This window comes from Sphingomonas sp. GW821-FHT10F11, from assembly GCF_058809095.1.
Map to the genome: position 1 here is coordinate 228,262 of NZ_JBXASH010000007.1, position 19,528 is coordinate 247,789.

The following is a 19,528-nucleotide window of genomic DNA, read 5'->3' on the forward strand; positions in this document are numbered from 1 at the left end:
TTTTATCGGTGAGGTAGGAGGGCTCGCTTCGCTCGCCACCCACCCCCTGCCCCCTCCCTTGCAGGGAGGGGAAGAAAAGGACTCAGTCAGCGCGCCTTACATAGGTCTGCTCATACACGTCGACCACGATACGCGTGCCGGCGCCGATATGCGGCGGCACCATCACGCGGACGCCGTTCTCGAGGATCGCGGGCTTGTAGCTGGACGAGGCCGTCTGGCCCTTCACCACCGCATCGGCCTCGACGATCAGCGCCTCGATCGTGTCGGGGAGCTGCACCGAGATCGGGCGCTCCTCCCAGAGCTCCATCACCACGTCCATGCCATCCTGCAGGAAAGCGGCCGCATCGCCGAGGATGCCGGCGTCGAGCGTGATCTGCTCGTAATTGATCTTGTCCATGAAGGTCAGCTGATCGCCCTCGCGGAACAGGAACTGGAAATCGGTGGTTTCCAGCCGCACCTTCTCGAGCGATTCGGCCGAGCGGAAGCGGACATTGTTCTTGCGGCCGTCGATGAGGTTCTTCATCTCGACCTGCATATAGGCACCGCCCTTCCCCGGCTGCGTGTGCTGGATTTTCACCGCGCGCCAGATGCCGCCTTCATATTCGAGGATGTTGCCGGGACGAATCTCGACCGCGTTGATCTTCATGGGGATGCCTGTGCTGGAAAGAGCGAAGGCGGGGCCTTTAGCGCTGGGACGGCTTTCCGGCAAGGTAGGGGTAGGGATTGACCTCCTGCGCCTGGTACCAATGCTGGTCGGGCATGGTGCGGCTGAGCCCGAAATGAAGATGGAAATTGCCCACTCCGGCATTGCCGGTGTCGCCGACATAGCCTAGCGGATCGCCGGTCTTGACCACCTGCCCCTCATGGACTCCCGGCGCATATCCGGCGAGGTGCGCATAATAATAGACCCAGAGCCGGTCAGGCGAGCGGACATAGAGCGTCGTCCCGCCCGCCACACTCTGGAACAGCTTCTCGATCGTGCCCGGCGCGGCCGCTGTCACCAGCGTGCCGCCGGGCGCCATGATGTCGGTGCCGTGATGCTGGCGTGCGCCGCCCTCGCGCGGATCCTCCCAGCTATCGGCAATTACGCTCCTCGCCACGCCGGCGACGGGAATGGCGAGCAGCCCGCCTGGATGGGGCGCGGCCTGGCCCGGCGCCGATGCCGTCGCGGTCGTGGTCGTGACCATCGCCACCTTCGGCTGTTGCTGCTTCGCGTCGGGCAAGGCCTGACCGAACAGCACCAGCGCGACGAAGATGCCGGCGACGCCGCAGACCAGCATCAGGAGACCATAGCCGAGCTTCCTCACGACCTCATTCCTGGAACACCGCCGGCGTGCCCGGCTTCACCATCAGCGACAGGCGCGCCGCATCCCAGTTGCTGAGGCGGATGCAGCCATGGCTTTCGGCGCGGCCGACGGTGCTCGGCTCGGGCGTGCCGTGGATGCCGTAATGCGGCTTGGACAGATCGAGCCAGATCACCCCGACCGGGCCATTGGGCCCCGGCGGCAGCCGGGCGGCCTTGGCGCTGTCCTTCGCATCCCAGAACAGGTCGGGATTATAGTGGAAGGGCGGGTTGTACGACGCGCCCTGAATCTTCCAGGTACCGACCGGCAGCGGATCATGCGTGCTGCCCATGGTCGCCTGGAACTGGGCGACGAGCCTTCCGTCCTTGTCGAGTACGCGCAGCACCTCGTCCGATTTGTCGACCACCACTTTCGCTCCCTCGGGCTGGTCGGCCGACACGTTCAGGTCATTGAGCGTCTTGCGCCAGTCGGCCGGCAGTTTCGCGTCATAGGCGCGCGACAGCGGCAATGCGTTGGGGAAAGTCACCATCGTGCCCGGTTCAAGCCGGGTCTCCGGGCTATTCAGCGCGACCAGCACGGCAGGCGTGGTGTGGAACATCTCCGCCAGCTTCTCCATCGGCGAGCTATAGCCGAGCGCCGGGAGCTTCGCCTGTTGCTGCGGGTCCTTGGGAAACGGATAGGTGAAAGGCCCGGCCAGCGTATCCGCCGTGAGCGCCAGCGTCCGCGTCGGCCGCCAGGCGCGATAGGGATGGAGCGCCCACAGGGTCGCCCTGTCGATTTCCCCGGTAACCTTGAGGCCGCGATTTTCCTGGAACCCCTTCAGCGCGGCGGTGAGCGACTTGCCGGGCCGGCCGTCGAGCATGCCGGGCGAGAAGCCGAGATGATCGAGAATCACCTGAACATGCAGAATCGACCGGTCGACCGTTTGAACATTCTTAAGCTTTGTTCCCGGGTCGGCCGCACTAACGGGGCCAATCGAGGCAAAAGCGAGACAGGCTGCGGCGACCGTTATTTTTCTCATAGTTTCAAGATCCTAGATTAGTCGTCATGCAATCAACGATGGACAGCCGGCTTGTTTCCGGCCCGGAACAAGTCGACGGTCCCATCTTCTCGCGACGCGCCCTGATCGGCGGTGCGATGGCGGTCGGCGCGGCGCTCGCCTTTCCCCTGCCCGCGATGGCTGCGGGCAAGGAGTTGCGGCTGGCGATCCGCAACGTGCACAACAATGAAAGCGTCGACGCCGTCTTCGCGCGGGGCGGCAGCTTCGTCGCCGATGGGCTTGCCGAGCTGAACCACGGCCTGCGCGACTGGCGCACGGGCCAGATCCATCCGATGGACCGCAAGCTGCTCGCGCTGCTCGTCCGGCTTCGTGAGAAGCTGGAAGTAAGCGGCAGCCGCAAGATCGACCTGATCTCGGGCTATCGCTCCCCCCAGACCAATGCGTCGCTGCGCGCCCATGGCGGCGAGCGCACCGGCGTCGCGAGCCAGAGCCAGCACATGCTGGGCAAGGCGACCGACATCATGATCCCGGGCGTGTCGCTCGACCGGCTTCGCGGCGCCGCGATGGCGCTGGGCGGCGGCGGAGTCGGTTATTATCCGCGCGACGGCTTTGTCCATGTCGATACGGGACCGGTGCGTCGCTGGCAGCAGATCTAGAACGGATCGACGTAAGCACGTTTTGCCTTCTTCCTCTCCAGTAGGAGAGGAATGATGGGTCCAGTCAATGTCGATAGGCCTAGCAGACATAAGCGCCAACCCAGTCTATAGACGAAGCGAACACGACCCTGGGGGCCGCCATTTCCATGCTTCGATTCGCCACGAACCTCGCCCGGAAGCTCACGCCGGACGCCGTCCGACCCTATCGTTATTTCGCCGCGCTGGCGCGCGATCGCACTGGACAGCAGGTGATCGACGGCCCGTTCAAGGGCCTGCGCTATATCGATCGGTCGGTCGGCAGTGCCTATGTCCCCAAGCTGCTCGGCATCTATGAGCGTGAGCTGGCCGCGGTGGTCGAGGAGATCATTGCGTCGAAACCGTCGCTGATCGTCGATGTCGGCGCGGCCGAGGGCTATTATGCCGTGGGCCTCGCCTCGCGCCTCCCTGGCACACAGATGATCGCATTCGAGATGGAGGCCGGCGGCCGTGCCGCGATCGCCGAGATGGCTGCCGCCAACAATGTCGCCGACCAGGTGACCATCCTGGCCACATGCGAGCCCGAGGGCCTGAATGCAGCGCTCGACGGGAAGAGCGGCGCCGTCGTGATCATGGACGTCGAGGGTTATGAGAGCGTGCTGCTCGACCCGGCAAAGGTACCGGCGCTCGCCACCGCGACCTTCCTGCTCGAACTGCACGAGTTCGCGGTGCCGGGCATTACCGAGATCATCGCGCAGCGGTTCGAAAAGACTCACGACCTCCAGCATATCTGGGCGGAGGATCGCAGCCGCGCCGACTTCCCCTGGCGCACCACGGTGACCAGCCTGTTGCCCGGCAGCTATATCGACGGCGCGGTCAGTGAAATGCGGCCGCCGCGCATGTCCTGGTATTATGCCAAGCCCAAGGGTTGAATCGGCCTGGGGCTATTTGACGAGGACTGCCTCGAACGCCTTGATCGCGGCAGCCTCGTCCCCGCCCCACACAGCATTGGACACCGCCAGGAAATCGGCGCCCGCTTTCACCAGCGCCGGGGCGTTGGCCAGCGTGATGCCGCCGATCGCGACACAGGGTATTTCGAACACCGTCGTCCACCAGCTCAGGATCGAGGGATCGGGGTGGTGGCTCACCTCTTTGGTGGTGGTCGGATAGAAGGCGCCGAACGCGACATAGTCGGCCCCGGCCTCGCCTGCTTCCATCGCTAGATGGCGGCTGTCGTGGCAAGTTACGCCGATCTGCGCCGTCGGCCCGAGCACCGAACGCGCCTCGCGCGGATCGCCATCGCCCTGCCCCAGATGCACGCCGTCCGCGCCGAGCCGCTTGGCGAGCGCGATGCTGTCGTTGACGATGAACGCCACTTCCCGCTCGGCACAGATTGCGCGGAGCGGCTCGCCCAGGCGGGTCGCTTCGTGCTGATCCACGTCCTTCACGCGGAACTGGAACGCCGCGACCGGCCCGGCATCGAGCGCGCGGGCCAGGCGATCGGGGAAAGCGCCGTCGACATCGAGCGGCGACACGAGATAGAGCTGGCAGGGCGGCCGCCGGATGTCGCGCGTGAACTTGGCCGCAAAATCGGGATCGAGCGGGCCGAGGGGATCATCTTCAGTCATTCGGCGGCGCCTAGCACGGCCAGGAGGAACCCGTCCCACTTCTTCGCACCGACCGTCTGGACCGCGGTCGCGCTCAGCCGGGGCTCGGCCGCGACTGCCTCGAACAGCGCGCGCGTGCCCTGGATGCGGTCGTCGTCGCTGTCCGCGTCGAGCACCCCGCCCTCGCGCACGACATTGTCGACGATGATCGTGGTGCCGGGCCGCCCCAGCGCGATCGCCGCACGGAGATAGGCGACGTTGTTCGGCTTGTCGGCATCGATGAAAACGAAGTCGAACGGCCCCTCGCCCGCCGCGATCATCGCGTCGAGCGTCTCGGTCGCCGGGCCGACCCGGACATCGACCTTGTCGGCGAAACCCGCCGCCGCGATGTTGCCGCGCGCGACATCAGCGTGGTGCGGTTCGAGTTCCAGCGTCACCAGTTGGCCGTCATCGGGCAGCGCCCGTGCCAGCCAGATCGTCGAATAGCCGCCAAGCGTGCCCAGCTCGAGGATACGCCGGGCGCCGGCCATCCGCGCCATCAGGTGGAGCATCTTGCCCTGCGCGGCCGATACGTCGATCGGGGGCAGGCCGCCCGCTTCGTTCGCCGCCAGCGCCGCGTCGAGCACCGGATCGGTACCGAGTAGATGGCCGACGATATAGTCGTCGACTGCGGTCCAGAGGGTATCGCTCATTTCTTCTCCACGCCGCTGATGGGTCGGGTGTGCGCGACACTGTCGAAACCGGCGATCAGTGGCCGACCCCTGGCGATCGCCGCGCGGACCGCCGGCAGGGAGAGCGAGGCATCATGCGCCGCCTTGTTTTCCCAGATCTCGGTCACCCAGAGCGCGTCGGCATCGGCCACGTCTTCGGCCACCACATAGGCCAGGCAGCCCGGCATCGCCTCCGATCCGCCCGAAAGCGCCGCCGCCAGCGCGTCGCGTTGGCCGGGCTTGGCCGTGATCTTCCCGATCAGGCCGTACGTGGCATTTTCCGCCGCGATGGCGGACGCCGGCCAGCCGATCATCGCGATGGCAACGGCACCGCCGATGACCTCGCGACGACCGATGACCGGCGGCACCGTCATTCCTCGTTCTTGTAGATGCGCACGAGCTTGTCGAGCATCGCAAGCGCTTCGTCGCGCGGCCGCTGGAAGGTGTTGCGGCCGATGATCGAGCCGTTGCCGCCGCCGTCGCGGATGTCGCGCGCGTCCTGATAGACCGCATCGGCGCCCTTGGCCGCGCCGCCCGAGAACACCACGATGCGGCGCCCGGCGAAGCTCGACTGCACGACATGCTTCACACGGTCCGACTGTTTCGACCAGTCGGTGCCCTCGTACATCGGCTTGGCTTCCTTCTGCTCGATATGGTCGCTCGGCAGCTTCACCTTGATGATGTGCGCGCCGAGCAACGCCGCCATGTGCGCGGCATAGGCGCCGACATCGAGCGCGAGCTCGCCCGACTTGGGCAGCGCGCCGCCGCGCGGATAGGACCAGATGACGGTGGCGATACCGACCGACTTGGCCTCGGCCGACAGCTCGCGGATCTGGCCGATCATCGAGAAGAGATCGTCCGAGCCGGGATAGATGGTGAAGCCAATCGCCGAGCAGCCGAGCCGCACCGCATCCTCGACGCCGGCGGTGACCGCCTGGTTCGCGCCCTGCGCCCAGCTGTTCGAGCTGTTGACCTTCAGGATGGTCGGAATCTGGCCGGCAAAGGTCTCGGCGCCCGCCTCGATCATGCCGAGCGGCGCTGCGTAAGCGGAGAGCCCGGCGTCGATCGCGATCTGATAGTGATAATGGGGATCATAGGCGGCGGGGTTCACCGCGAAGCTGCGCGCCGGGCCGTGCTCGAAGCCCTGATCGACCGGCAGGATGATCAGCTTGCCGGTGCCGCCGAGCTTGCCGTGCATCAGGATGCGGGCCAGGTTCGCCTTCACGCCGGCATTGTCGGACTCGTACTTGTCGAGAATGGCCTTCACCGTCGGCGTCATCGTGATTCCCTTGGCGCTATGGATGTGATGCCGGGCTGTTAGCGGGCGACGGCGCGAGGGGCAACGGGGGCGATCTGACAGGGGTGCGGGACGACGATGTCGCTGCCGCCGATCGGACCATGATGCTCCCTGTTATTGCGCGATAACAGGGAAGGAACAGGGAGTGCTGTTTGCCCGGTCTGCTTGCGGCGTGACGAGGCGGGCCTGCTGTAAGTTACCATAATTCCAGCAATAGATTCACGCAGATGACATGCCGACAAGTAAGAATCCATATGGCGTAACTCTCCCAAAAGAATGAATATTGTCAAAACGGTTTCTTTCGCCGTTGCGGCATGATCGCGCTTATGGCAAGTTACGATCGCGCATTTTGGGCGACCTGTTGATAAGGAGGCCGGCATGAACGGCACAACCCATGTCAGCGTCCATTTCGAATCAGCATCCGTAGCGTTATGCTTCGGGATTCTTGCAATATTTCTCTTTGTCGTACTCATTTTCGTGCGCCGTGCGATTCCGCGCGATCCGCCGCCTATTCCACATGACGCAGTCATGCTCACCGAAGCACAAAGCGCGGCGCTCGACGATATTACCCAGCAACCCTAGCCGATCGGGAGAAGAACTATGACAGCCGTCGCTACGGGAGCCGTGGTCGTCATCACCGCGCCCGAAATTGCGGCCGCGTTGTTGCTTGCAGCCATCGTCGTCGTGGTCGTCGTCCTGGTCGTCAAACTCATCGACGCGCTTCTCGACTGGTGGAGCAAGCCGCGGCCTCCGCCCCAGCCGACCCTGTGCACGCTGCAGATGTCGGTCGACATCCCCGGGGTCGGCCATGAATGCCACTATAATTGCTATCGCAACGGGGTGCTGGTGAAACAGTTCAACATCACCTTGCCGAAGCTGAGCCAGGTGCTCGGCAAGCCGCTGGAGGACTGTCCCAAGGGTATCCTCCTGCCCTAGCCGGGAGAAGGACAATGGAGGCGCCCGGGACGGGCCTTGCCGACATGCTGGCGCGATTGTTCCCGGCCGGGGCGGATGGCGCGCCGTCCGGCGGTATCCCGGCCGTCCTCACCAAGCGCTACGGCGCACCGGTTCGCAGCCCCCATGCGCCGGGCCTCGACCGGCTGAGCTTCGCCGGCAATGGGCCGGAGATAGCCGCGTTCGTCGCGACGGGCAGCGAGCGGCTGGTCGGCCTTGCGCTGTTCGGCCTGCCGTTGCCGTTGTGGAAACCCTGCCCCCAGACGCGCTTTTCCGCGGCGTGGGTGACCGGAAGCTCCACGCAATATTTCGTGCCCTTGATCGGCAGCCTTGCCGCCGCGACGGCGACGGCGACTGGCCTCGCAGTGCTCGATTATGCCCAGCAGACGCACCTTCTACGGCCGGGACTTTGTGCAGGCCTGTGCACGAACCCCTGCTGGTGCACGCTCGACGCGAAGACGCCGGCGCCCGGCGTGACCGTCGCGACGGCGCGGTCGATCTTCGGCATACCGATCCTGATCGGCGTGACGGTCACCTTCAGCGGATGGGTGATCGCCAGCTGCGAGCAGTGGAATTTCTAGCCCGGCGACGTCGAATCGGGCGCGACGGCGCGTCGCGATATTGACCTGCGCACCCCCCTTGCATCAGATTGAAGAGAAGGGGGAATTCACACCATGCCATCGGTCTCGCGCGCGCTGAAATTGCTTGGCCTGGGCGTGGCCGCCCTCTTGCTGACCGCGGCCAAGGAGCCCAAGGTCGGCGACGTCGCCCCCAATTTCGAACTGACCATGATCGACGGGTCGAAGGTGACGCTCGACCAGCTTCGTGGTCAGGTGGTGGTGTTGAACTTCTGGGCGACCTGGTGCGTGCCGTGCCGGGAGGAACTCCCGCTGCTGGATTCATATTATGCGATACAGCAGAAAAAGGGCCTGAGGGTCTTCGCGATCGCGACCGAGGATTCGGTGCCGCCTTTCAGGCTGAAGAAGCTCTTCGCGGCAATGCACATGCCGTCGGCGAGGAGGATCAAGGGCCCCTATGCCGTCATGAACGGCGTGCCGACCAACTATGTCATCGATCGGTCGGGCCATGTCCGCTACGCCAGGGCGGGGGCATTCGATCTGGAGGCGCTCAACCAGACGCTCGTACCGCTGCTCAACGAGCCGGTGCCGGCAGCGCCGGCCGCAACGAACTGATTTCCGTCGGGCAACTGCAGAAACGGAGAGCGGCGTTGCTGCCGCGGCCCATCGTCACATGATTGTCGTGTCCGGGGTTCAAGATGACTCCTGCGGGGGAATCGCATGGAGACTCCGACATGACCGATGCACCGACGGACACTGACATCGACGATATCGAAATCGACGAATCGGATTGGCTCATCGCTTCGAACAAGGTCGAAGGCACGGCCGTCTACAACGAGGACGGCGACAGGCTCGGCACGATCCACAACTTCATGGTCGACAAACAGTCGGGCCAGGTCGAATATGCCGTGTTGACCTTCGGTGGACTGTTCGGCCTGGGCGCCGATTATTACCCGCTCCCGTGGGAATCGCTGACCTACGAGCCCGAGCAGGGCGGTTATGTCGTCGATATCGACAAGGAGCTGCTCGAAAAGGCCCCGCATTACGGTGCCGATGAAGAGCCGAGCTTCGACCGCGCCTATGGCGAGCAGGTCTATACCTATTACGGCCTCCCCTATCCCTGAACCCCGGGGCACATGGCCCACCCGGCTGGGCGGTTCGAGCTTCGGAGCGGCGCCGCCGGGTGCGTCCTCCACATTCTCCGATGAAGCGTTTCGGAACGAGGAGTTCATGCCGCGTATCGGGCCAGTTGTCGCAGCGATTCCAGCAATGAGAGAGAGGGCTTCCTGTGAACGCAAAACTGTTCATCGCGGTCGCGGCACTTGGACTGTCGAGCGCCTGTAGCGAGGGCGCATCACAGAACAGCGCAGCGCAGCCCAGGACAAGCGTAGCGGGCGCCGGCGCGACCTTCCCGGCACCGCTTTATGCCAAATGGGCCGAAGGCTATCGGACCCAGGCCGATGTGGCGGTCGATTATCGGGCGGTCGGCTCGGGCGACGGCATCAAGCAGATCGAAGCCGGCAAGGTCGATTTCGGTGCGTCGGACCGGCCGCTCCAGCCGGAAGAGCTGGACAAGAACGGCCTTTATCAGTTTCCGACCGTCATCGGCGGCGTGGTGCCGGTGGTCAATCTGCCGGGCATCCAGCCGGGGCAGGTCAAGCTCACCGGTGCCGTGCTCGGCGATATTTATCTCGGCAAGGTGGAGAAGTGGAACGCGCCCGAGATCGTCGCGCTCAATCCCGGCCTGACCTTGCCCAATCTGCGGATCACCCCGGTACACCGGTCGGACGCTTCCGGGACCAGTTTCCTGTTCACCTCCTATCTGGCGATGAAGAATCCGGCCTGGCGCGCCAAGGTGGGGGCAAGCGACTCGGTCACCTGGCCGGCGGGTATCAGCGGCCAGGGCAATGAGGGCGTCGCGTCATCGGTGCAGGTGGCCCCTGGTTCGATCGGCTATGTCGAATATGCCTTTGCCAAGCAGACCAAGGCGATCCACGTCCTGCTGCAGAACAGTGCAGGCGCTTATCCCCAGCCCTCCGCCAGGTCGTTCGCGGCCGCCGCGCTGGGCGCCGACTGGGCGCACGCGCCGGGCAATTACCTGCTGCTGCTCGACCAGGCAGGCGCGCCGAGCTGGCCCATCACCGGGGCGACCTTCATCCTCCTGCACAAGACCAGGGCGGATGCCGCCAAGCGGGCCGCGGTGCTCCAATTCTTCGACTGGGCCTATCGCAACGGCGACGAAGCGACCGCGCGCCTCGACTATGTGCCGCTGCCGCCGTCCATCAAGGAGCGGATGCGTCAGCAATGGGCATCGACCGTCACCGCGAACGGCAAGCCGGTTTATACGGCAGCGCCCTGAGCCTATCGCGTCAGCGCGGCGACCCCTGGCAGTTCCTTGCCTTCCATCCATTCGAGGAAGGCGCCGCCGGCGGTGGAGACGAAGGTGAAGTCGTCGCCCACCCCCGCCTGATTGAGCGCCGCGACCGTATCGCCGCCGCCCGCGACCGAAACGAGCGAGCCGTCGCGGGTCAGCGCGGCTGCCGTGCGGGCCAGCGCCACGGTGGCGGTGTCGAAGGGCGGCGTCTCGAAGGCGCCGAGCGGGCCGTTCCACACCAGGGTGCGGCAGTTCTTGAGCACATCGGCCAGCGCCTCGACCGCGGCGGGGCCTACATCGAGGATCATCTCGTCGGCCGCGACCTCATGCACGTTGACGGTGCGGACCGGCGGGTTGGCGCGGAATTCCTTCGCCACCACCACGTCATAGGGCAGATGGATGGTGCAGTTGGCGCGCTCCGCCGCGTCGAAGATCTCCTCGGCAGTGCCGGTCAGGTCATGCTCGCACAGCGATTTGCCGACATCGACGCCGCGCGCGGCGAGGAAGGTGTTGGCCATGCCGCCGCCGATGATCAGGTGATCCACCTTCGCGACGAGATGCTTGAGCACGTCGAGCTTGGTCGACACCTTGGCGCCGCCGACCACCGCCGCGACGGGATGCTCGGGATTGCCCAGGGCCTTGTCGAGCGCGGTCAGTTCCGCTTCCATTGCGCGGCCTGCAAAGGCCGGGAGGATATGCGCGAGGCCCTCGGTCGAGGCGTGCGCCCGGTGCGCGGCGGAGAAGGCGTCGTTGACATAGAGGTCGCCGAGCTTCGCCATCTCGGCGGCCAGTTCGGGATCGTTCTTTTCCTCGCCGGCGTGGAAGCGGGTATTCTCCAGCACCGCGATGTCGCCGTCCTTCAACGTTGCGATCGCTTCGGCGGCACCCTCGCCCACGCAATCCTCGATGAAGCGCACCGGGCGACCGAGCACCTGGCTGTAGGGCTTGGCGACCAAAGCGAGCGACATCTCGGGGTCGCGCTTGCCCTTGGGGCGGCCATAATGAGCGAGGATCAGGACGATCGCACCGCGATCCGCCAGCTCGGTCACCGTCGGCAGGGTCGCGCGGAAACGGGTGGCGTCGGTGACGGCGCCGTCTGCCATCGGCACGTTCAGATCCTCGCGGACCAGTACGCGCTTGCCGGAGACATCGCCCATGTCGTCGAGCGTCTTGAATGGCTTGGTCATCTCGTCCTCGCTACCCCCGTGGTTCGATTCCGCGCCCTTACAGGAACGCGGCCATCGCGCCGGCGGTGTCGACCATGCGGTTGGAGAAGCCCCATTCATTGTCGTACCAGCTGACGACGCGGACGAGCTTGCCGTCGAGCACCGCCGTCTCAAGGCTGTCGATCGTCGAGCTTGCCGAAGTGTGCATCAGGTCGATCGAGACGAGCGGCTCGTCGGTGTAATCGAGGATGCCGACCAGCGGGCCGCTTTCCGATGCCGCCTTGAGGATCGCGTTGACCTCTTCCTTGGTCGTGTCGCGCTTCGGCGTGAAGGTCAGGTCGACCAGCGAGACGTCCGGCACCGGTACGCGGATCGCCGAGCCGTCCAGCTTGCCCTTGAGCTCGGGCAGCACTTCGCCGACCGCACGGGCGGCGCCCGTGGTGGTCGGGATCATCGACATGGCGGCCGCGCGGGCGCGGCGCAGGTCGGGGTGGATCTGGTCGAGGATCTTCTGGTCGTTGGTATAGGCGTGGATCGTGGTCATCAGGCCGCGCTCGATGCCGATCGCATCGTTCAGCACCTTGGCGACCGGCGCGAGGCAGTTGGTGGTGCACGACGCGTTGGACACGATGTTGTGGCCGGCCTCGAGCTTGTCGTTGTTGACGCCGAACACGACAGTCAGGTCGACGCCCTTGGCCGGGGCCGAGATCAGCACCTTCTTGGCACCCGCATCGATATGCTTCTGCGCGCTCTCGCGATCCGTGAAGAAGCCGGTGCATTCGAGCACGATGTCGATGCCCAGCTCGGCGTGCGGCAGCTTGGCGGGATCGCGCTCGGCGGTGACGCGGATGCGCTTGCCGTCGACGACCAGGTCATTGCCCTCGGCCGAGACCTTGCCCGGATATTTGCCGTGCACCGAGTCGCGCGAGAACAGCCAGGCATTCGACTTGGCATCGGCGAGGTCGTTGATCGCGACGAGTTCAAGTCCCGTATCGCCACGCTCCAGTACCGCGCGTGCAACCAGGCGACCGATACGCCCGAAACCATTGATCGCAACCTTCACCGTCATCGCAATTACCTCCGTCGCGGATACCGGGCGCGGCGCGGACATGCGCAAAAGGGGCGACCGGCGAGTCTGATAAGCCGCGCGGTCTTTGCGGTGGGCGGACCCGCCCGTCAACCGCAGTACGCCAAATCGATCTTGCCCGCTGGTAAAGCCATGCTATCCGGGAGCGATGGCAGACGAGACGCCTCCGCCCGCGCTCGACCGGATCGATCGCGCGATTGCTAGAATCGAAGCAGCAGTGGCTGAGCGCGATCGTGTGGCCGAGGCGGCGGTGCGCCGTCACGCGGTGCTGCGTGCCAGGATCGCACAAGCGGTGGCGACGCTGGACGACGTCATCGCGCGTGGCGAAGGCGGATAATGGCCGACGTCACCCTCACCATCGGCGATCGCCGCCATACCGTCGCTTGCCGTGACGGCGAGGAGCCTCAGCTGCGCAAGCTGGGCGAATTGCTCGACAAGCATTGGTCGACCGCCGCGCGCGCCTCTGGCGGGCTCAACGGTGAACGGACCATGTTGTTCGTCGCGCTGATGCTGGCGGACGAGCTGGACGAGGCACAGCGCCGTCCGCCGGAAGGCGCCGGAGCGATGATGCTCGAACAGGTAGCCGAACGGCTCGAACGACTCGCGGCGGTACTTGAGAATTAACCCCTTGGGGCCTATATTCGTTGGTGGCGGGCACTGCCCGGTACGAGCCTTACCGATTATCCCTGAGGCGATTATTCTTCCTAGGGGGTTGTCCCTGCGCTGGCCCTGGCCTGTCGTACATGATCCCCACCTGATGCTAACGGCGTCAGAGGATATTCAGGCAAACGGCCATGGCGGTCCCGCCACCGCTATTCGAGACAGGCGACATGATCGTCACCCCGGACTTGTTCCGGGGTCCACCGTGCCGCACATTCCGCACTGACGAGTTCGCGGAACAGTGGACCCCGGAACAAGTCCGGCATGACGAAAAGAGAAGGGGCTACCCTTGATTCCCCTCCCATGAACCCCGAAAAGTCCGCCCTCCGCGCCCGCATCCGCGCCGATCGCGACCGGTTCTTCGCCGGTGGCCCGCCCGCGATCGAACCGCCCCCCGCCCTTCTCGCCCGGCTCGAACACGGCCTGACGGTCGCCTCCTATGTCCCGATGGGCAGCGAGATCGATCCCTCGCCGCTCGCCCGCGCCGCGGTCGAGCGCGGCTGCGCTATCGTGCTGCCACATGTCACCGTCCGCTCGCAGCCGATGCGTTTCCTTGCCTGGGATAGCGAAGCGGCGCTGATCGCTGGCCCGTTCGGCCTTTCGCAGCCGCATCACGAGGCGGCGGCGATGGCGCCCGACATCATCCTGACGCCGCTGCTCGCCTTCGATCCGGCGCTGAACCGACTCGGCCAGGGCGCTGGCTATTACGACCGCGCCTTCGCGCAATTCCCCGACGCGTGGCGCGTCGGACTTGCCTGGTCGGTGCAACAGGTCGAAAGCCTGCCGCAAGAGCCGTGGGACGTGCCGCTCCACGCCATCATCACCGAACGAGACTGGATCACGCCGCAATGACCCCTTCCTGGCGCAAACCCGTCGGCATGCTCGCGATCCTCGGCATGATCCTGGCCTGGGTGATCCTGGTCGCCAGCCTGTCCGGCGTGATCGGCCAGTGGCACGTGCTGCTGCAGCTCGGCTTCTATCTGGTGACCGGAATCGTCTGGCTGTGGATATTGCCGATGCGCCGCATGCTGCTGTGGATGGAGACCGGACGCTGGCGGTGACGTCGCTGCGCCCTCCCCAAATCAGGGAGGGTGGCGCGAGTGACGGGGCTCGAACCCGCGACCTCCGGCGTGACAGGCCGGCGCTCTAACCAACTGAGCTACACCCGCTTGGAAAGCGTGAGGCGGCGCAACTAGGCGAGGTGCCCGGGCCTGTCAACGCTCGTTTTCGCACCCCGTTCAACTATGGGCTCAACTATTCCCGGTAACCGCGACAGCGGGCAGGTCCGCCCTGCCCGGCAAAGGCCGGAACGCGAAATACAGGCCGGCGGCAATGATCGGCAGGCTCAGCGTCTGGCCCATCGTCAGCCCCCACCACAGATGCTCCAGACCCTTGTCGGGCTGCCGGACGAGCTCGAGCAGGAATCGCGCAGCGCCATAGATAAGGAGGCTGGTTCCGAGCAGCCGGCCGGGCCGGTTGCGCGCGTCGGTGAACCAGAACAGCCAGAACAGGACGATCATCATGGTGAGGCCTTCGAGGCCCGCCTCATAGAGCTGGCTCGGATGCCGGGGCAGATCGTCGCCCGCGCCGGGGAACACCATGCCCCAGGGCAGGGTCGTCGGGCGGCCCCACAGCTCGCCGTTGATGAAGTTGGCGAGTCGCACCAGCACCAGCCCGAACGGCGTGGCGCAGGCGACGTAATCGCACACCCGCACCATGTTCAGCCCGTGCTTCCAGGTGAAGAGGCCGAGCGCGACAAGCACGCCGATCAGACCGCCATGGAAGGACATGCCCCCTTCCCACAGCTTCAGGACCTCCAATGGGTTGCCCCACAGGTCCGGCTTGTAGAACAGGGAATAGCCGATCCGCCCGCCGGCGACCACGCCGATCGTCAGATAGAAGACGAGATCGTCGACATGCTGGCGGGTCATCGGCGCCCCCGGCTCGGCGACCAGCCTGCGCAGATACCACCAGCCCAGGCCGATCATCGCGAGGTAGCTCAGCGCGTACCAGCGAATGTCGAACGGGCCGAGATGAAAGGCGACCGGCGACAGGCCGAGATTCTGCCACCGCCAGAGGGCGTGTGCGCCGTCGCTCATCATGCCCCTCATCCCGATCCGGTATCAGTCAGCATCGTCCCGCGCCGCCCGCCGGTCGCGCCGCTGCTGGGTCAGCGTGCCGTGCTCGAACAGGAAGCCGGCGATGTCGGGCTTGCCGGCGGCGCCGATCACCGTCTGGATGATGATCAGCAGCGGCACCGCGAGCAACGCGCCGGGCGTACCCCACACCCATCCCCAGAAGCTCAGCGAAATGAGGATCATGATCGGGTTGATCGTCAGCCGGTGGCCGACGATGAACGGCGTGATCGCATTGGCCTCGAGCAGATGCGCGCCGATCATGATTGCCGCCGGGAGCAGCGCGACCCAGATATCGGGGAAGGTCATCAGCCCGCCGAGCGCGAGCAGCATCGCCGCGACGATCGGCCCGAAATAGGGGATGTAGTTGCACAGGGCGACGATGCCGCCCCACATCAGCGGATAGGGCATGCCCAGCAGCCACAGCGCGAAGGCAATGACCAGGCCGAGCGACAGGTTGATGATGGTGATCGTGCCGAGATAGGCCGAGGTGTCGTCGACCACATCCTGGATCACCCGTGCCGTCGCCATCGCGCCGCCGAAGCTCGACCGGCTGGTGATCGTCCGCCGCCGCAGCCGGGTCCAGCCCGAGAGGAAGAAATAGACGACGAGGATGCCGAAAAAGACCTGAACGATCGCGGTCGGCGCCGAGGTGGCGGCAAGCTCCAGGATCGAGCTGGGCGGCGCGACGGCGGTGGTTTGCGGTGCATTCACCGGCCCGCTCGCGGCGAGGTGTCGCACGGTGCGGTTCACATATTTTTCGAGGCTCGAATAAAGATCGAGCACCGGCGCGATGTTCATCTGGATCCGGTCGATCCGGTCGGGCAGCTTGCGGAAGAACTCGGTCGCCGGGACGATGATCGCCGCCAGCGCGATGTTCGCCGCGACGAGGAACAGCAATACACAGGTAAGCGAGGCGAGCGCCGAGGGCACGCGGTGCCGCTCGAGCCATTCGAGCACCGGCACCAGCGCAATGGCGATGACCAAAGCGGCGGTGGTCGGCAGGAAGAATTCGGCGCCGGCCTTCAGGGCGAAGGGCGTGCCGAGCGCGAGGCCAATCCCGGCAATCAGGGTCAGCGCGGCGAGCAGCCTGTCGCGGCGTTGCCCGACCCGCGCCTCGTCGCCCGCTTCCTCGCCGTCGATCGGCAAACCGAATGCGCCTTCACCGGGGGCCTTGCCTGCGCCCTGTCCGGAACCCTCCGCCACTCGTCCGCCCCCTCTACGCTACAGTCTTCGCGGACAACCTAGCCGCATTCCCCTCGCTTGTAATCCCGGCTAGCCTGATCGCATGCGCGATCTGATCCTGGTTATCGACGAAGGCACCACTTCCACCCGGGCGATGCTGTTCGCGCCCGACGGCAAGTGTCTTACGAGCGAATCCGCCGAATTGATCCAACATTATCCGGAGAGCGGCCGCGTCGAGCATGATGCGGCGGAGATCTGGGACAAGACGCTCGCCGTCTGCCGCAATGTGGTCGAACGCGGCGGCGGCGCGGAGCGGATCGCCGCGATCGGCATCACCAACCAGCGCGAGACGGTGGTGTTCTGGGACCGTGAGACCGGCGAGCCACTGGCGCCCGCGATCGTCTGGCAGGACCGGCGCACCGCCGCGATCTGCCGCGACCTGCGCGAGGCGGGGCATGAGCCGGTGGTGCAGGCGAAGACCGGGCTGCTGCTCGATCCCTATTTCTCGGGCTCGAAGATCGGTTGGGCGATGGCCAACTGGCCGCAGCTCAAGGAAGCCGGCGGCCGGCTGGCCGTCGGCACGATCGAAAGCTGGCTGATCTGGAAGCTGACTGGCGGGCAACACATCACTGACGCGACCAATGCCAGCCGCACCGCCCTGATGGCGATCGGCAGCGGCCAGTGGGACGATGGGCTGATCGACCTGTTCGGCGCACCGCGCGCCGCCTTGCCGGAGATCGTCGATTGCGCCGGGCAGTTCGGCGAGACCACCCTGTTCGGCGCGGCCATCCCGATCTGCGGCATTGCCGGGGACCAGCAGGCAGCCACGATCGGCCAATCCTGCCTGAAGCCCGGCGAGACCAAGGCGACCTTCGGCACCGGCGCTTTCGTGCTGACCCAGGCAGGGCCGACCCCGCCGACGTCGCGCAACCGGCTGCTCTCGACGATCGCCTGGCAATTGAAGGGCCGCCGCGCCTATGCGCTGGAGGGGTCGGTGTTCGTCGCTGGCAGCCTGGTCAAATGGCTGCGCGATACGCTCCACCTGATCGGCGATGCGGCGGAGACCGAGAAGCTGGCGCGCAGTGTGGACTCGAGCGGCGGCGTCTATTTCGTGCCGGCTTTGTCAGGGCTCGGCGCACCGTGGTGGGAACCCGATGCGCGCGGGACGATCTCCGGCCTCAGCTTCTCCAGCGAACGCGCGCATATCGTCCGCGCCGCGCTCGAATCCATGGCGCACCAGGCGAACGACCTGAAGACCGCCTTCGCGGCCGACGGTGTCGACTGGAAGACGCTGCGCATCGACGGCGGCATGGTTGCGAACGACTGGATGGCGCAGGACCTGGCCGACATGCTCGGTGTGAGCGTCGAACGGCCGAAGTTCGCCGAGACCACTGCACTCGGTGCGGCGATGCTCGCGGGCGTCGGGTGCGGGCTGTTCAAGAGCCTCGAAGAGGCAGCGGTCATGCGCGGGGCGGTCGAGATGTTCGAGCCCGAGATGGCCTCCGAGGTGCGGGAAGAGCGGCTGACGGGCTGGAACAAGGCAGTGCGGAGCGTCATCGCCAAAGAGTGAGAGGAACGAAAATGCGCGGATCGACGATCGGATGGATGGCTATGAGCGGCGTGCTCGCGCTGGGCGCCTGCTCTCCCGGACCGCGCGATCCGCGCGGCGTCGGGCAGGACGAAGTGCTGCTTCAGGTCACCGCCAGCGGCCAGGCCGAAACGGCGCCCAACGAGGCGCGCTTCTCTGCCGGCGTGTCGTCGATCGGTGCGACGGCCGATGCGGCGACCACCGCCAACAACACGATCATGAACAAGGTCGTATCCGCGCTGGAAGGTTTCGGCGTCGCCAAGGCCGACATCCAGACCCAGCGGCTGACCGTCTCCCGGATCGACTGGGGTCCGAACAAGAACAAGTTCGAGGCGAGCAATGTCGTCTCTGTCCGCATGCGTGCCGTCGACAAGGCAGGCGCTGCTATTTCGGCCGTGACTCAGGCGGGCGCGAACGTGCTGTCCGGCCCCGACCTGCGCGTTGCCGATCCCGAAGCGGCGAGCCGATCCGCCTATGCCAATGCGTACAAGGCCGCGCGGGCACGGGCGGAAACCTATGCCCAGGCCGCCAATCTCAAGGTCGCCCGAATCCTCACCATCCGCGACGGCGGCGCATCGGCGGTGCCGATGGCCTATGAGTCGATGGCGATGATGGACAAGGTCGCGCCACAGGCCGTCGCGGCGCCGCCGGTGATGGCGGGCACCAACACCAGCCAGGTGAGCGTCAGCGTCGATTTTGCGCTCGGGCCGAAATAGCGCGGTCGTCGCGACCGAAGACCAGCGGTCGATACGGCTCGATTCAACATCCTGGCGGTCGCGATATCGGGGCACCGGGCGGCGCTCTGTTTCAAGCACTGCCCTGCTCTTTCTCACCTTGAATATCGTTGCAGATCACCGCTGTTTTGCGCGCGATAACAGCGGAAAAATACGTTGTTATCGCGTCGTTTTTCCGCTGTTATGCATAACAGCGGAAAACGCGCGCAAGCGGTTGAGAACGAACCGCAAATTTTGGCCGAAAATCCAACTTAACAGCGGAAGAAAAAATGTCCGCGGCTAACAGCCGAAAAAGCCGTCGAATCGCGTCGCCAGCTAAGGCGGATCGACATTCACGCAGACGATCGCTCACGCAGACGATCGCTCCTCTCCGGTGGGAGAGGATAGCGAAGCTTGGCAGCTTGCTGCCTAGCGTAGCTTGGTGAGGGGCTCCGGGAGCCCTCGATAGCTCCCGGAGCCCCTTGTAACTTACCTGACGCCGCATCTGCGATTATAAATGCAGGTGCGGTGGCAGGCG

Annotated in this window: 25 protein-coding genes, 1 tRNA gene and 1 other RNA gene; 15 read left to right on the top strand and 12 right to left on the bottom strand. The window is 65.5% G+C overall.

The window, feature by feature from the left end:
* Positions 1–82 precede the first annotated feature (82 nt).
* Genes efp through AC1RT8_RS19745 form a run of 3 tightly spaced genes read right to left on the bottom strand, consistent with a single transcriptional unit; the run spans position 83 to position 2,325 of the window.
* Positions 83–646 (bottom strand): elongation factor P, encoded by a 564-nt coding sequence (gene efp / locus AC1RT8_RS19735; protein WP_301085315.1) that lies wholly within the window; start codon positions 644–646, stop codon positions 83–85.
* A gap of 37 nt (positions 647–683) precedes the next feature.
* Positions 684–1,307 (bottom strand): M23 family metallopeptidase, encoded by a 624-nt coding sequence (locus AC1RT8_RS19740; protein WP_493077658.1) that lies wholly within the window; start codon positions 1,305–1,307, stop codon positions 684–686.
* Between the two features lie 4 nt (positions 1,308–1,311).
* A complete protein-coding gene (locus AC1RT8_RS19745) occupies positions 1,312–2,325 on the bottom strand; it encodes a L,D-transpeptidase family protein (protein WP_493077659.1) in 1,014 nt (337 codons plus the stop codon).
* A 38-nt stretch (positions 2,326–2,363) separates the two neighbouring features.
* Here AC1RT8_RS19745 and AC1RT8_RS19750 point away from each other — a divergent pair, with 38 nt between their 5' ends.
* Both AC1RT8_RS19750 and AC1RT8_RS19755 read left to right on the top strand, forming a co-directional pair.
* A complete protein-coding gene (locus AC1RT8_RS19750) occupies positions 2,364–2,960 on the top strand; it encodes a peptidoglycan L,D-endopeptidase MepK (protein ID WP_493077660.1) in 597 nt (198 codons plus the stop codon).
* A gap of 146 nt (positions 2,961–3,106) precedes the next feature.
* Positions 3,107–3,868, top strand: coding sequence for a hypothetical protein (locus AC1RT8_RS19755; protein WP_493077661.1), 762 nt, complete (start codon positions 3,107–3,109; stop codon positions 3,866–3,868).
* A 12-nt stretch (positions 3,869–3,880) separates the two neighbouring features.
* Here AC1RT8_RS19755 and thiE read toward each other — a convergent pair whose 3' ends face one another.
* Genes thiE through AC1RT8_RS19775 form a run of 4 tightly spaced genes read right to left on the bottom strand, consistent with a single transcriptional unit; the run spans position 3,881 to position 6,532 of the window.
* Positions 3,881–4,564 carry a thiamine phosphate synthase gene (gene thiE, locus AC1RT8_RS19760; protein ID WP_493077663.1) on the bottom strand — a complete coding sequence of 228 codons (684 nt, stop codon included), beginning with the start codon at positions 4,562–4,564 and terminating at the stop codon, positions 3,881–3,883.
* On the bottom strand, positions 4,561–5,235 hold the full coding sequence (locus AC1RT8_RS19765; protein ID WP_493077664.1) for an O-methyltransferase: 675 nt from the start codon (positions 5,233–5,235) through the stop codon (positions 4,561–4,563). Before AC1RT8_RS19765 ends, thiE begins: the two co-directional genes overlap by 4 nt.
* Positions 5,232–5,627, bottom strand: coding sequence for a putative quinol monooxygenase (locus tag AC1RT8_RS19770; RefSeq protein ID WP_493077665.1), 396 nt, complete (start codon positions 5,625–5,627; stop codon positions 5,232–5,234). Before AC1RT8_RS19770 ends, AC1RT8_RS19765 begins: the two co-directional genes overlap by 4 nt.
* Positions 5,624–6,532 carry a class I fructose-bisphosphate aldolase gene (locus tag AC1RT8_RS19775; RefSeq protein WP_493077666.1) on the bottom strand — a complete coding sequence of 303 codons (909 nt, stop codon included), beginning with the start codon at positions 6,530–6,532 and terminating at the stop codon, positions 5,624–5,626. Before AC1RT8_RS19775 ends, AC1RT8_RS19770 begins: the two co-directional genes overlap by 4 nt.
* A 396-nt stretch (positions 6,533–6,928) precedes the next feature.
* On the opposite strand from AC1RT8_RS19775, the gene AC1RT8_RS19780 reads away from it, so the two are divergent.
* The 6 genes from AC1RT8_RS19780 to pstS all read left to right on the top strand — a co-directional run bounded on the left by AC1RT8_RS19780 (position 6,929) and on the right by pstS (position 10,441).
* The gene (locus AC1RT8_RS19780) at positions 6,929–7,132 is read left to right on the top strand and encodes a hypothetical protein (RefSeq protein WP_493077668.1); all 204 of its coding nucleotides are present in this window, start codon (positions 6,929–6,931) and stop codon (positions 7,130–7,132) included.
* A gap of 18 nt (positions 7,133–7,150) precedes the next feature.
* Positions 7,151–7,486, top strand: a complete 336-nt coding sequence (locus tag AC1RT8_RS19785; protein ID WP_493077670.1) for a hypothetical protein — start codon at positions 7,151–7,153, stop codon at positions 7,484–7,486.
* 14 nt (positions 7,487–7,500) lie between these two features.
* A complete protein-coding gene (locus AC1RT8_RS19790; protein WP_493077671.1) occupies positions 7,501–8,085 on the top strand; it encodes a hypothetical protein in 585 nt (194 codons plus the stop codon).
* A 93-nt stretch (positions 8,086–8,178) separates the two neighbouring features.
* A complete protein-coding gene (locus tag AC1RT8_RS19795) occupies positions 8,179–8,697 on the top strand; it encodes a TlpA family protein disulfide reductase (protein ID WP_493077672.1) in 519 nt (172 codons plus the stop codon).
* Positions 8,698–8,816: 119 nt separating this feature from the next.
* A complete protein-coding gene (locus AC1RT8_RS19800; RefSeq protein ID WP_493077674.1) occupies positions 8,817–9,206 on the top strand; it encodes a PRC-barrel domain-containing protein in 390 nt (129 codons plus the stop codon).
* 164 nt (positions 9,207–9,370) lie between these two features.
* Positions 9,371–10,441: a phosphate ABC transporter substrate-binding protein PstS gene (gene pstS / locus AC1RT8_RS19805; RefSeq protein ID WP_493077676.1), complete on the top strand. Its 1,071-nt coding sequence runs from the start codon at positions 9,371–9,373 to the stop codon at positions 10,439–10,441.
* A gap of 2 nt (positions 10,442–10,443) precedes the next feature.
* On the opposite strand, the gene AC1RT8_RS19810 is transcribed toward pstS, so the two are convergent.
* Positions 10,444–11,643 carry a phosphoglycerate kinase gene (locus tag AC1RT8_RS19810; RefSeq protein ID WP_493077678.1) on the bottom strand — a complete coding sequence of 400 codons (1,200 nt, stop codon included), beginning with the start codon at positions 11,641–11,643 and terminating at the stop codon, positions 10,444–10,446.
* Between the two features lie 37 nt (positions 11,644–11,680).
* Entirely contained in the window at positions 11,681–12,691 is a 1,011-nt protein-coding gene (gene gap, locus AC1RT8_RS19815; RefSeq protein ID WP_493077680.1) for a type I glyceraldehyde-3-phosphate dehydrogenase, read from the bottom strand.
* Positions 12,692–12,857: 166 nt separating this feature from the next.
* Here gap and AC1RT8_RS19820 point away from each other — a divergent pair, with 166 nt between their 5' ends.
* The 5 genes from AC1RT8_RS19820 to AC1RT8_RS19840 all read left to right on the top strand — a co-directional run bounded on the left by AC1RT8_RS19820 (position 12,858) and on the right by AC1RT8_RS19840 (position 14,430).
* Positions 12,858–13,046, top strand: coding sequence for a hypothetical protein (locus AC1RT8_RS19820; RefSeq protein WP_493077682.1), 189 nt, complete (start codon positions 12,858–12,860; stop codon positions 13,044–13,046).
* On the top strand, positions 13,046–13,333 hold the full coding sequence (locus AC1RT8_RS19825) for a cell division protein ZapA (RefSeq protein ID WP_493077684.1): 288 nt from the start codon (positions 13,046–13,048) through the stop codon (positions 13,331–13,333). The genes AC1RT8_RS19820 and AC1RT8_RS19825 overlap by 1 nt, the downstream gene beginning before the upstream one ends.
* A gap of 27 nt (positions 13,334–13,360) precedes the next feature.
* A non-coding RNA gene (ssrS, locus tag AC1RT8_RS19830) (6S RNA) lies at positions 13,361–13,517 on the top strand.
* A gap of 155 nt (positions 13,518–13,672) precedes the next feature.
* Positions 13,673–14,221 (top strand): 5-formyltetrahydrofolate cyclo-ligase, encoded by a 549-nt coding sequence (locus AC1RT8_RS19835; protein ID WP_493077686.1) that lies wholly within the window; start codon positions 13,673–13,675, stop codon positions 14,219–14,221.
* Complete coding sequence (locus AC1RT8_RS19840; protein ID WP_493077688.1) at positions 14,218–14,430, top strand: DUF2842 domain-containing protein; 213 nt, start codon at positions 14,218–14,220, stop codon at positions 14,428–14,430. Before AC1RT8_RS19835 ends, AC1RT8_RS19840 begins: the two co-directional genes overlap by 4 nt.
* 31 nt (positions 14,431–14,461) lie before the next feature.
* On the opposite strand, the gene AC1RT8_RS19845 is transcribed toward AC1RT8_RS19840, so the two are convergent.
* The 3 genes from AC1RT8_RS19845 to AC1RT8_RS19855 all read right to left on the bottom strand — a co-directional run bounded on the left by AC1RT8_RS19845 (position 14,462) and on the right by AC1RT8_RS19855 (position 16,710).
* Positions 14,462–14,538 (bottom strand) — tRNA-Asp (locus AC1RT8_RS19845).
* A gap of 81 nt (positions 14,539–14,619) precedes the next feature.
* A complete protein-coding gene (gene lgt / locus AC1RT8_RS19850) occupies positions 14,620–15,468 on the bottom strand; it encodes a prolipoprotein diacylglyceryl transferase (RefSeq protein ID WP_493077690.1) in 849 nt (282 codons plus the stop codon).
* A gap of 24 nt (positions 15,469–15,492) precedes the next feature.
* On the bottom strand, positions 15,493–16,710 hold the full coding sequence (locus AC1RT8_RS19855) for an AI-2E family transporter (protein ID WP_493077691.1): 1,218 nt from the start codon (positions 16,708–16,710) through the stop codon (positions 15,493–15,495).
* 82 nt (positions 16,711–16,792) lie between these two features.
* Between AC1RT8_RS19855 and glpK the strand changes: the two genes are divergently transcribed.
* Both glpK and AC1RT8_RS19865 read left to right on the top strand, forming a co-directional pair.
* Complete coding sequence (glpK, locus tag AC1RT8_RS19860) at positions 16,793–18,259, top strand: glycerol kinase GlpK (protein WP_493077693.1); 1,467 nt, start codon at positions 16,793–16,795, stop codon at positions 18,257–18,259.
* An 11-nt stretch (positions 18,260–18,270) separates the two neighbouring features.
* On the top strand, positions 18,271–18,993 hold the full coding sequence (locus AC1RT8_RS19865; RefSeq protein ID WP_493077695.1) for an SIMPL domain-containing protein: 723 nt from the start codon (positions 18,271–18,273) through the stop codon (positions 18,991–18,993).
* The last annotated feature ends 535 nt before the right edge of the window (positions 18,994–19,528 follow it).

What these genes read in the sequence shown, in the direction of transcription:
- AC1RT8_RS19745 (WP_493077659.1), bottom strand. Translation starts at nt 2,325, where the DNA reads ATGAGAAAAATAACGGTCGCCGCAGCCTGTCTCGCTTTTGCCTCGATT.
- glpK (WP_493077693.1), top strand. Translation starts at nt 16,793, where the DNA reads ATGCGCGATCTGATCCTGGTTATCGACGAAGGCACCACTTCCACCCGG.
- AC1RT8_RS19835 (WP_493077686.1), top strand. Translation starts at nt 13,673, where the DNA reads ATGAACCCCGAAAAGTCCGCCCTCCGCGCCCGCATCCGCGCCGATCGC.
- AC1RT8_RS19750 (WP_493077660.1), top strand. Translation starts at nt 2,364, where the DNA reads ATGGACAGCCGGCTTGTTTCCGGCCCGGAACAAGTCGACGGTCCCATC.
- gap (WP_493077680.1), bottom strand. Translation starts at nt 12,691, where the DNA reads ATGACGGTGAAGGTTGCGATCAATGGTTTCGGGCGTATCGGTCGCCTG.
- thiE (WP_493077663.1), bottom strand. Translation starts at nt 4,564, where the DNA reads ATGACTGAAGATGATCCCCTCGGCCCGCTCGATCCCGATTTTGCGGCC.
- AC1RT8_RS19775 (WP_493077666.1), bottom strand. Translation starts at nt 6,532, where the DNA reads ATGACGCCGACGGTGAAGGCCATTCTCGACAAGTACGAGTCCGACAAT.
- AC1RT8_RS19795 (WP_493077672.1), top strand. Translation starts at nt 8,179, where the DNA reads ATGCCATCGGTCTCGCGCGCGCTGAAATTGCTTGGCCTGGGCGTGGCC.
- AC1RT8_RS19840 (WP_493077688.1), top strand. Translation starts at nt 14,218, where the DNA reads ATGACCCCTTCCTGGCGCAAACCCGTCGGCATGCTCGCGATCCTCGGC.
- lgt (WP_493077690.1), bottom strand. Translation starts at nt 15,468, where the DNA reads ATGAGCGACGGCGCACACGCCCTCTGGCGGTGGCAGAATCTCGGCCTG.
- AC1RT8_RS19765 (WP_493077664.1), bottom strand. Translation starts at nt 5,235, where the DNA reads ATGAGCGATACCCTCTGGACCGCAGTCGACGACTATATCGTCGGCCAT.
- AC1RT8_RS19825 (WP_493077684.1), top strand. Translation starts at nt 13,046, where the DNA reads ATGGCCGACGTCACCCTCACCATCGGCGATCGCCGCCATACCGTCGCT.
- AC1RT8_RS19770 (WP_493077665.1), bottom strand. Translation starts at nt 5,627, where the DNA reads ATGACGGTGCCGCCGGTCATCGGTCGTCGCGAGGTCATCGGCGGTGCC.
- AC1RT8_RS19780 (WP_493077668.1), top strand. Translation starts at nt 6,929, where the DNA reads ATGAACGGCACAACCCATGTCAGCGTCCATTTCGAATCAGCATCCGTA.
- AC1RT8_RS19785 (WP_493077670.1), top strand. Translation starts at nt 7,151, where the DNA reads ATGACAGCCGTCGCTACGGGAGCCGTGGTCGTCATCACCGCGCCCGAA.
- AC1RT8_RS19820 (WP_493077682.1), top strand. Translation starts at nt 12,858, where the DNA reads ATGGCAGACGAGACGCCTCCGCCCGCGCTCGACCGGATCGATCGCGCG.
- efp (WP_301085315.1), bottom strand. Translation starts at nt 646, where the DNA reads ATGAAGATCAACGCGGTCGAGATTCGTCCCGGCAACATCCTCGAATAT.
- AC1RT8_RS19865 (WP_493077695.1), top strand. Translation starts at nt 18,271, where the DNA reads ATGCGCGGATCGACGATCGGATGGATGGCTATGAGCGGCGTGCTCGCG.
- AC1RT8_RS19800 (WP_493077674.1), top strand. Translation starts at nt 8,817, where the DNA reads ATGACCGATGCACCGACGGACACTGACATCGACGATATCGAAATCGAC.
- AC1RT8_RS19810 (WP_493077678.1), bottom strand. Translation starts at nt 11,643, where the DNA reads ATGACCAAGCCATTCAAGACGCTCGACGACATGGGCGATGTCTCCGGC.
- AC1RT8_RS19755 (WP_493077661.1), top strand. Translation starts at nt 3,107, where the DNA reads ATGCTTCGATTCGCCACGAACCTCGCCCGGAAGCTCACGCCGGACGCC.
- AC1RT8_RS19790 (WP_493077671.1), top strand. Translation starts at nt 7,501, where the DNA reads ATGGAGGCGCCCGGGACGGGCCTTGCCGACATGCTGGCGCGATTGTTC.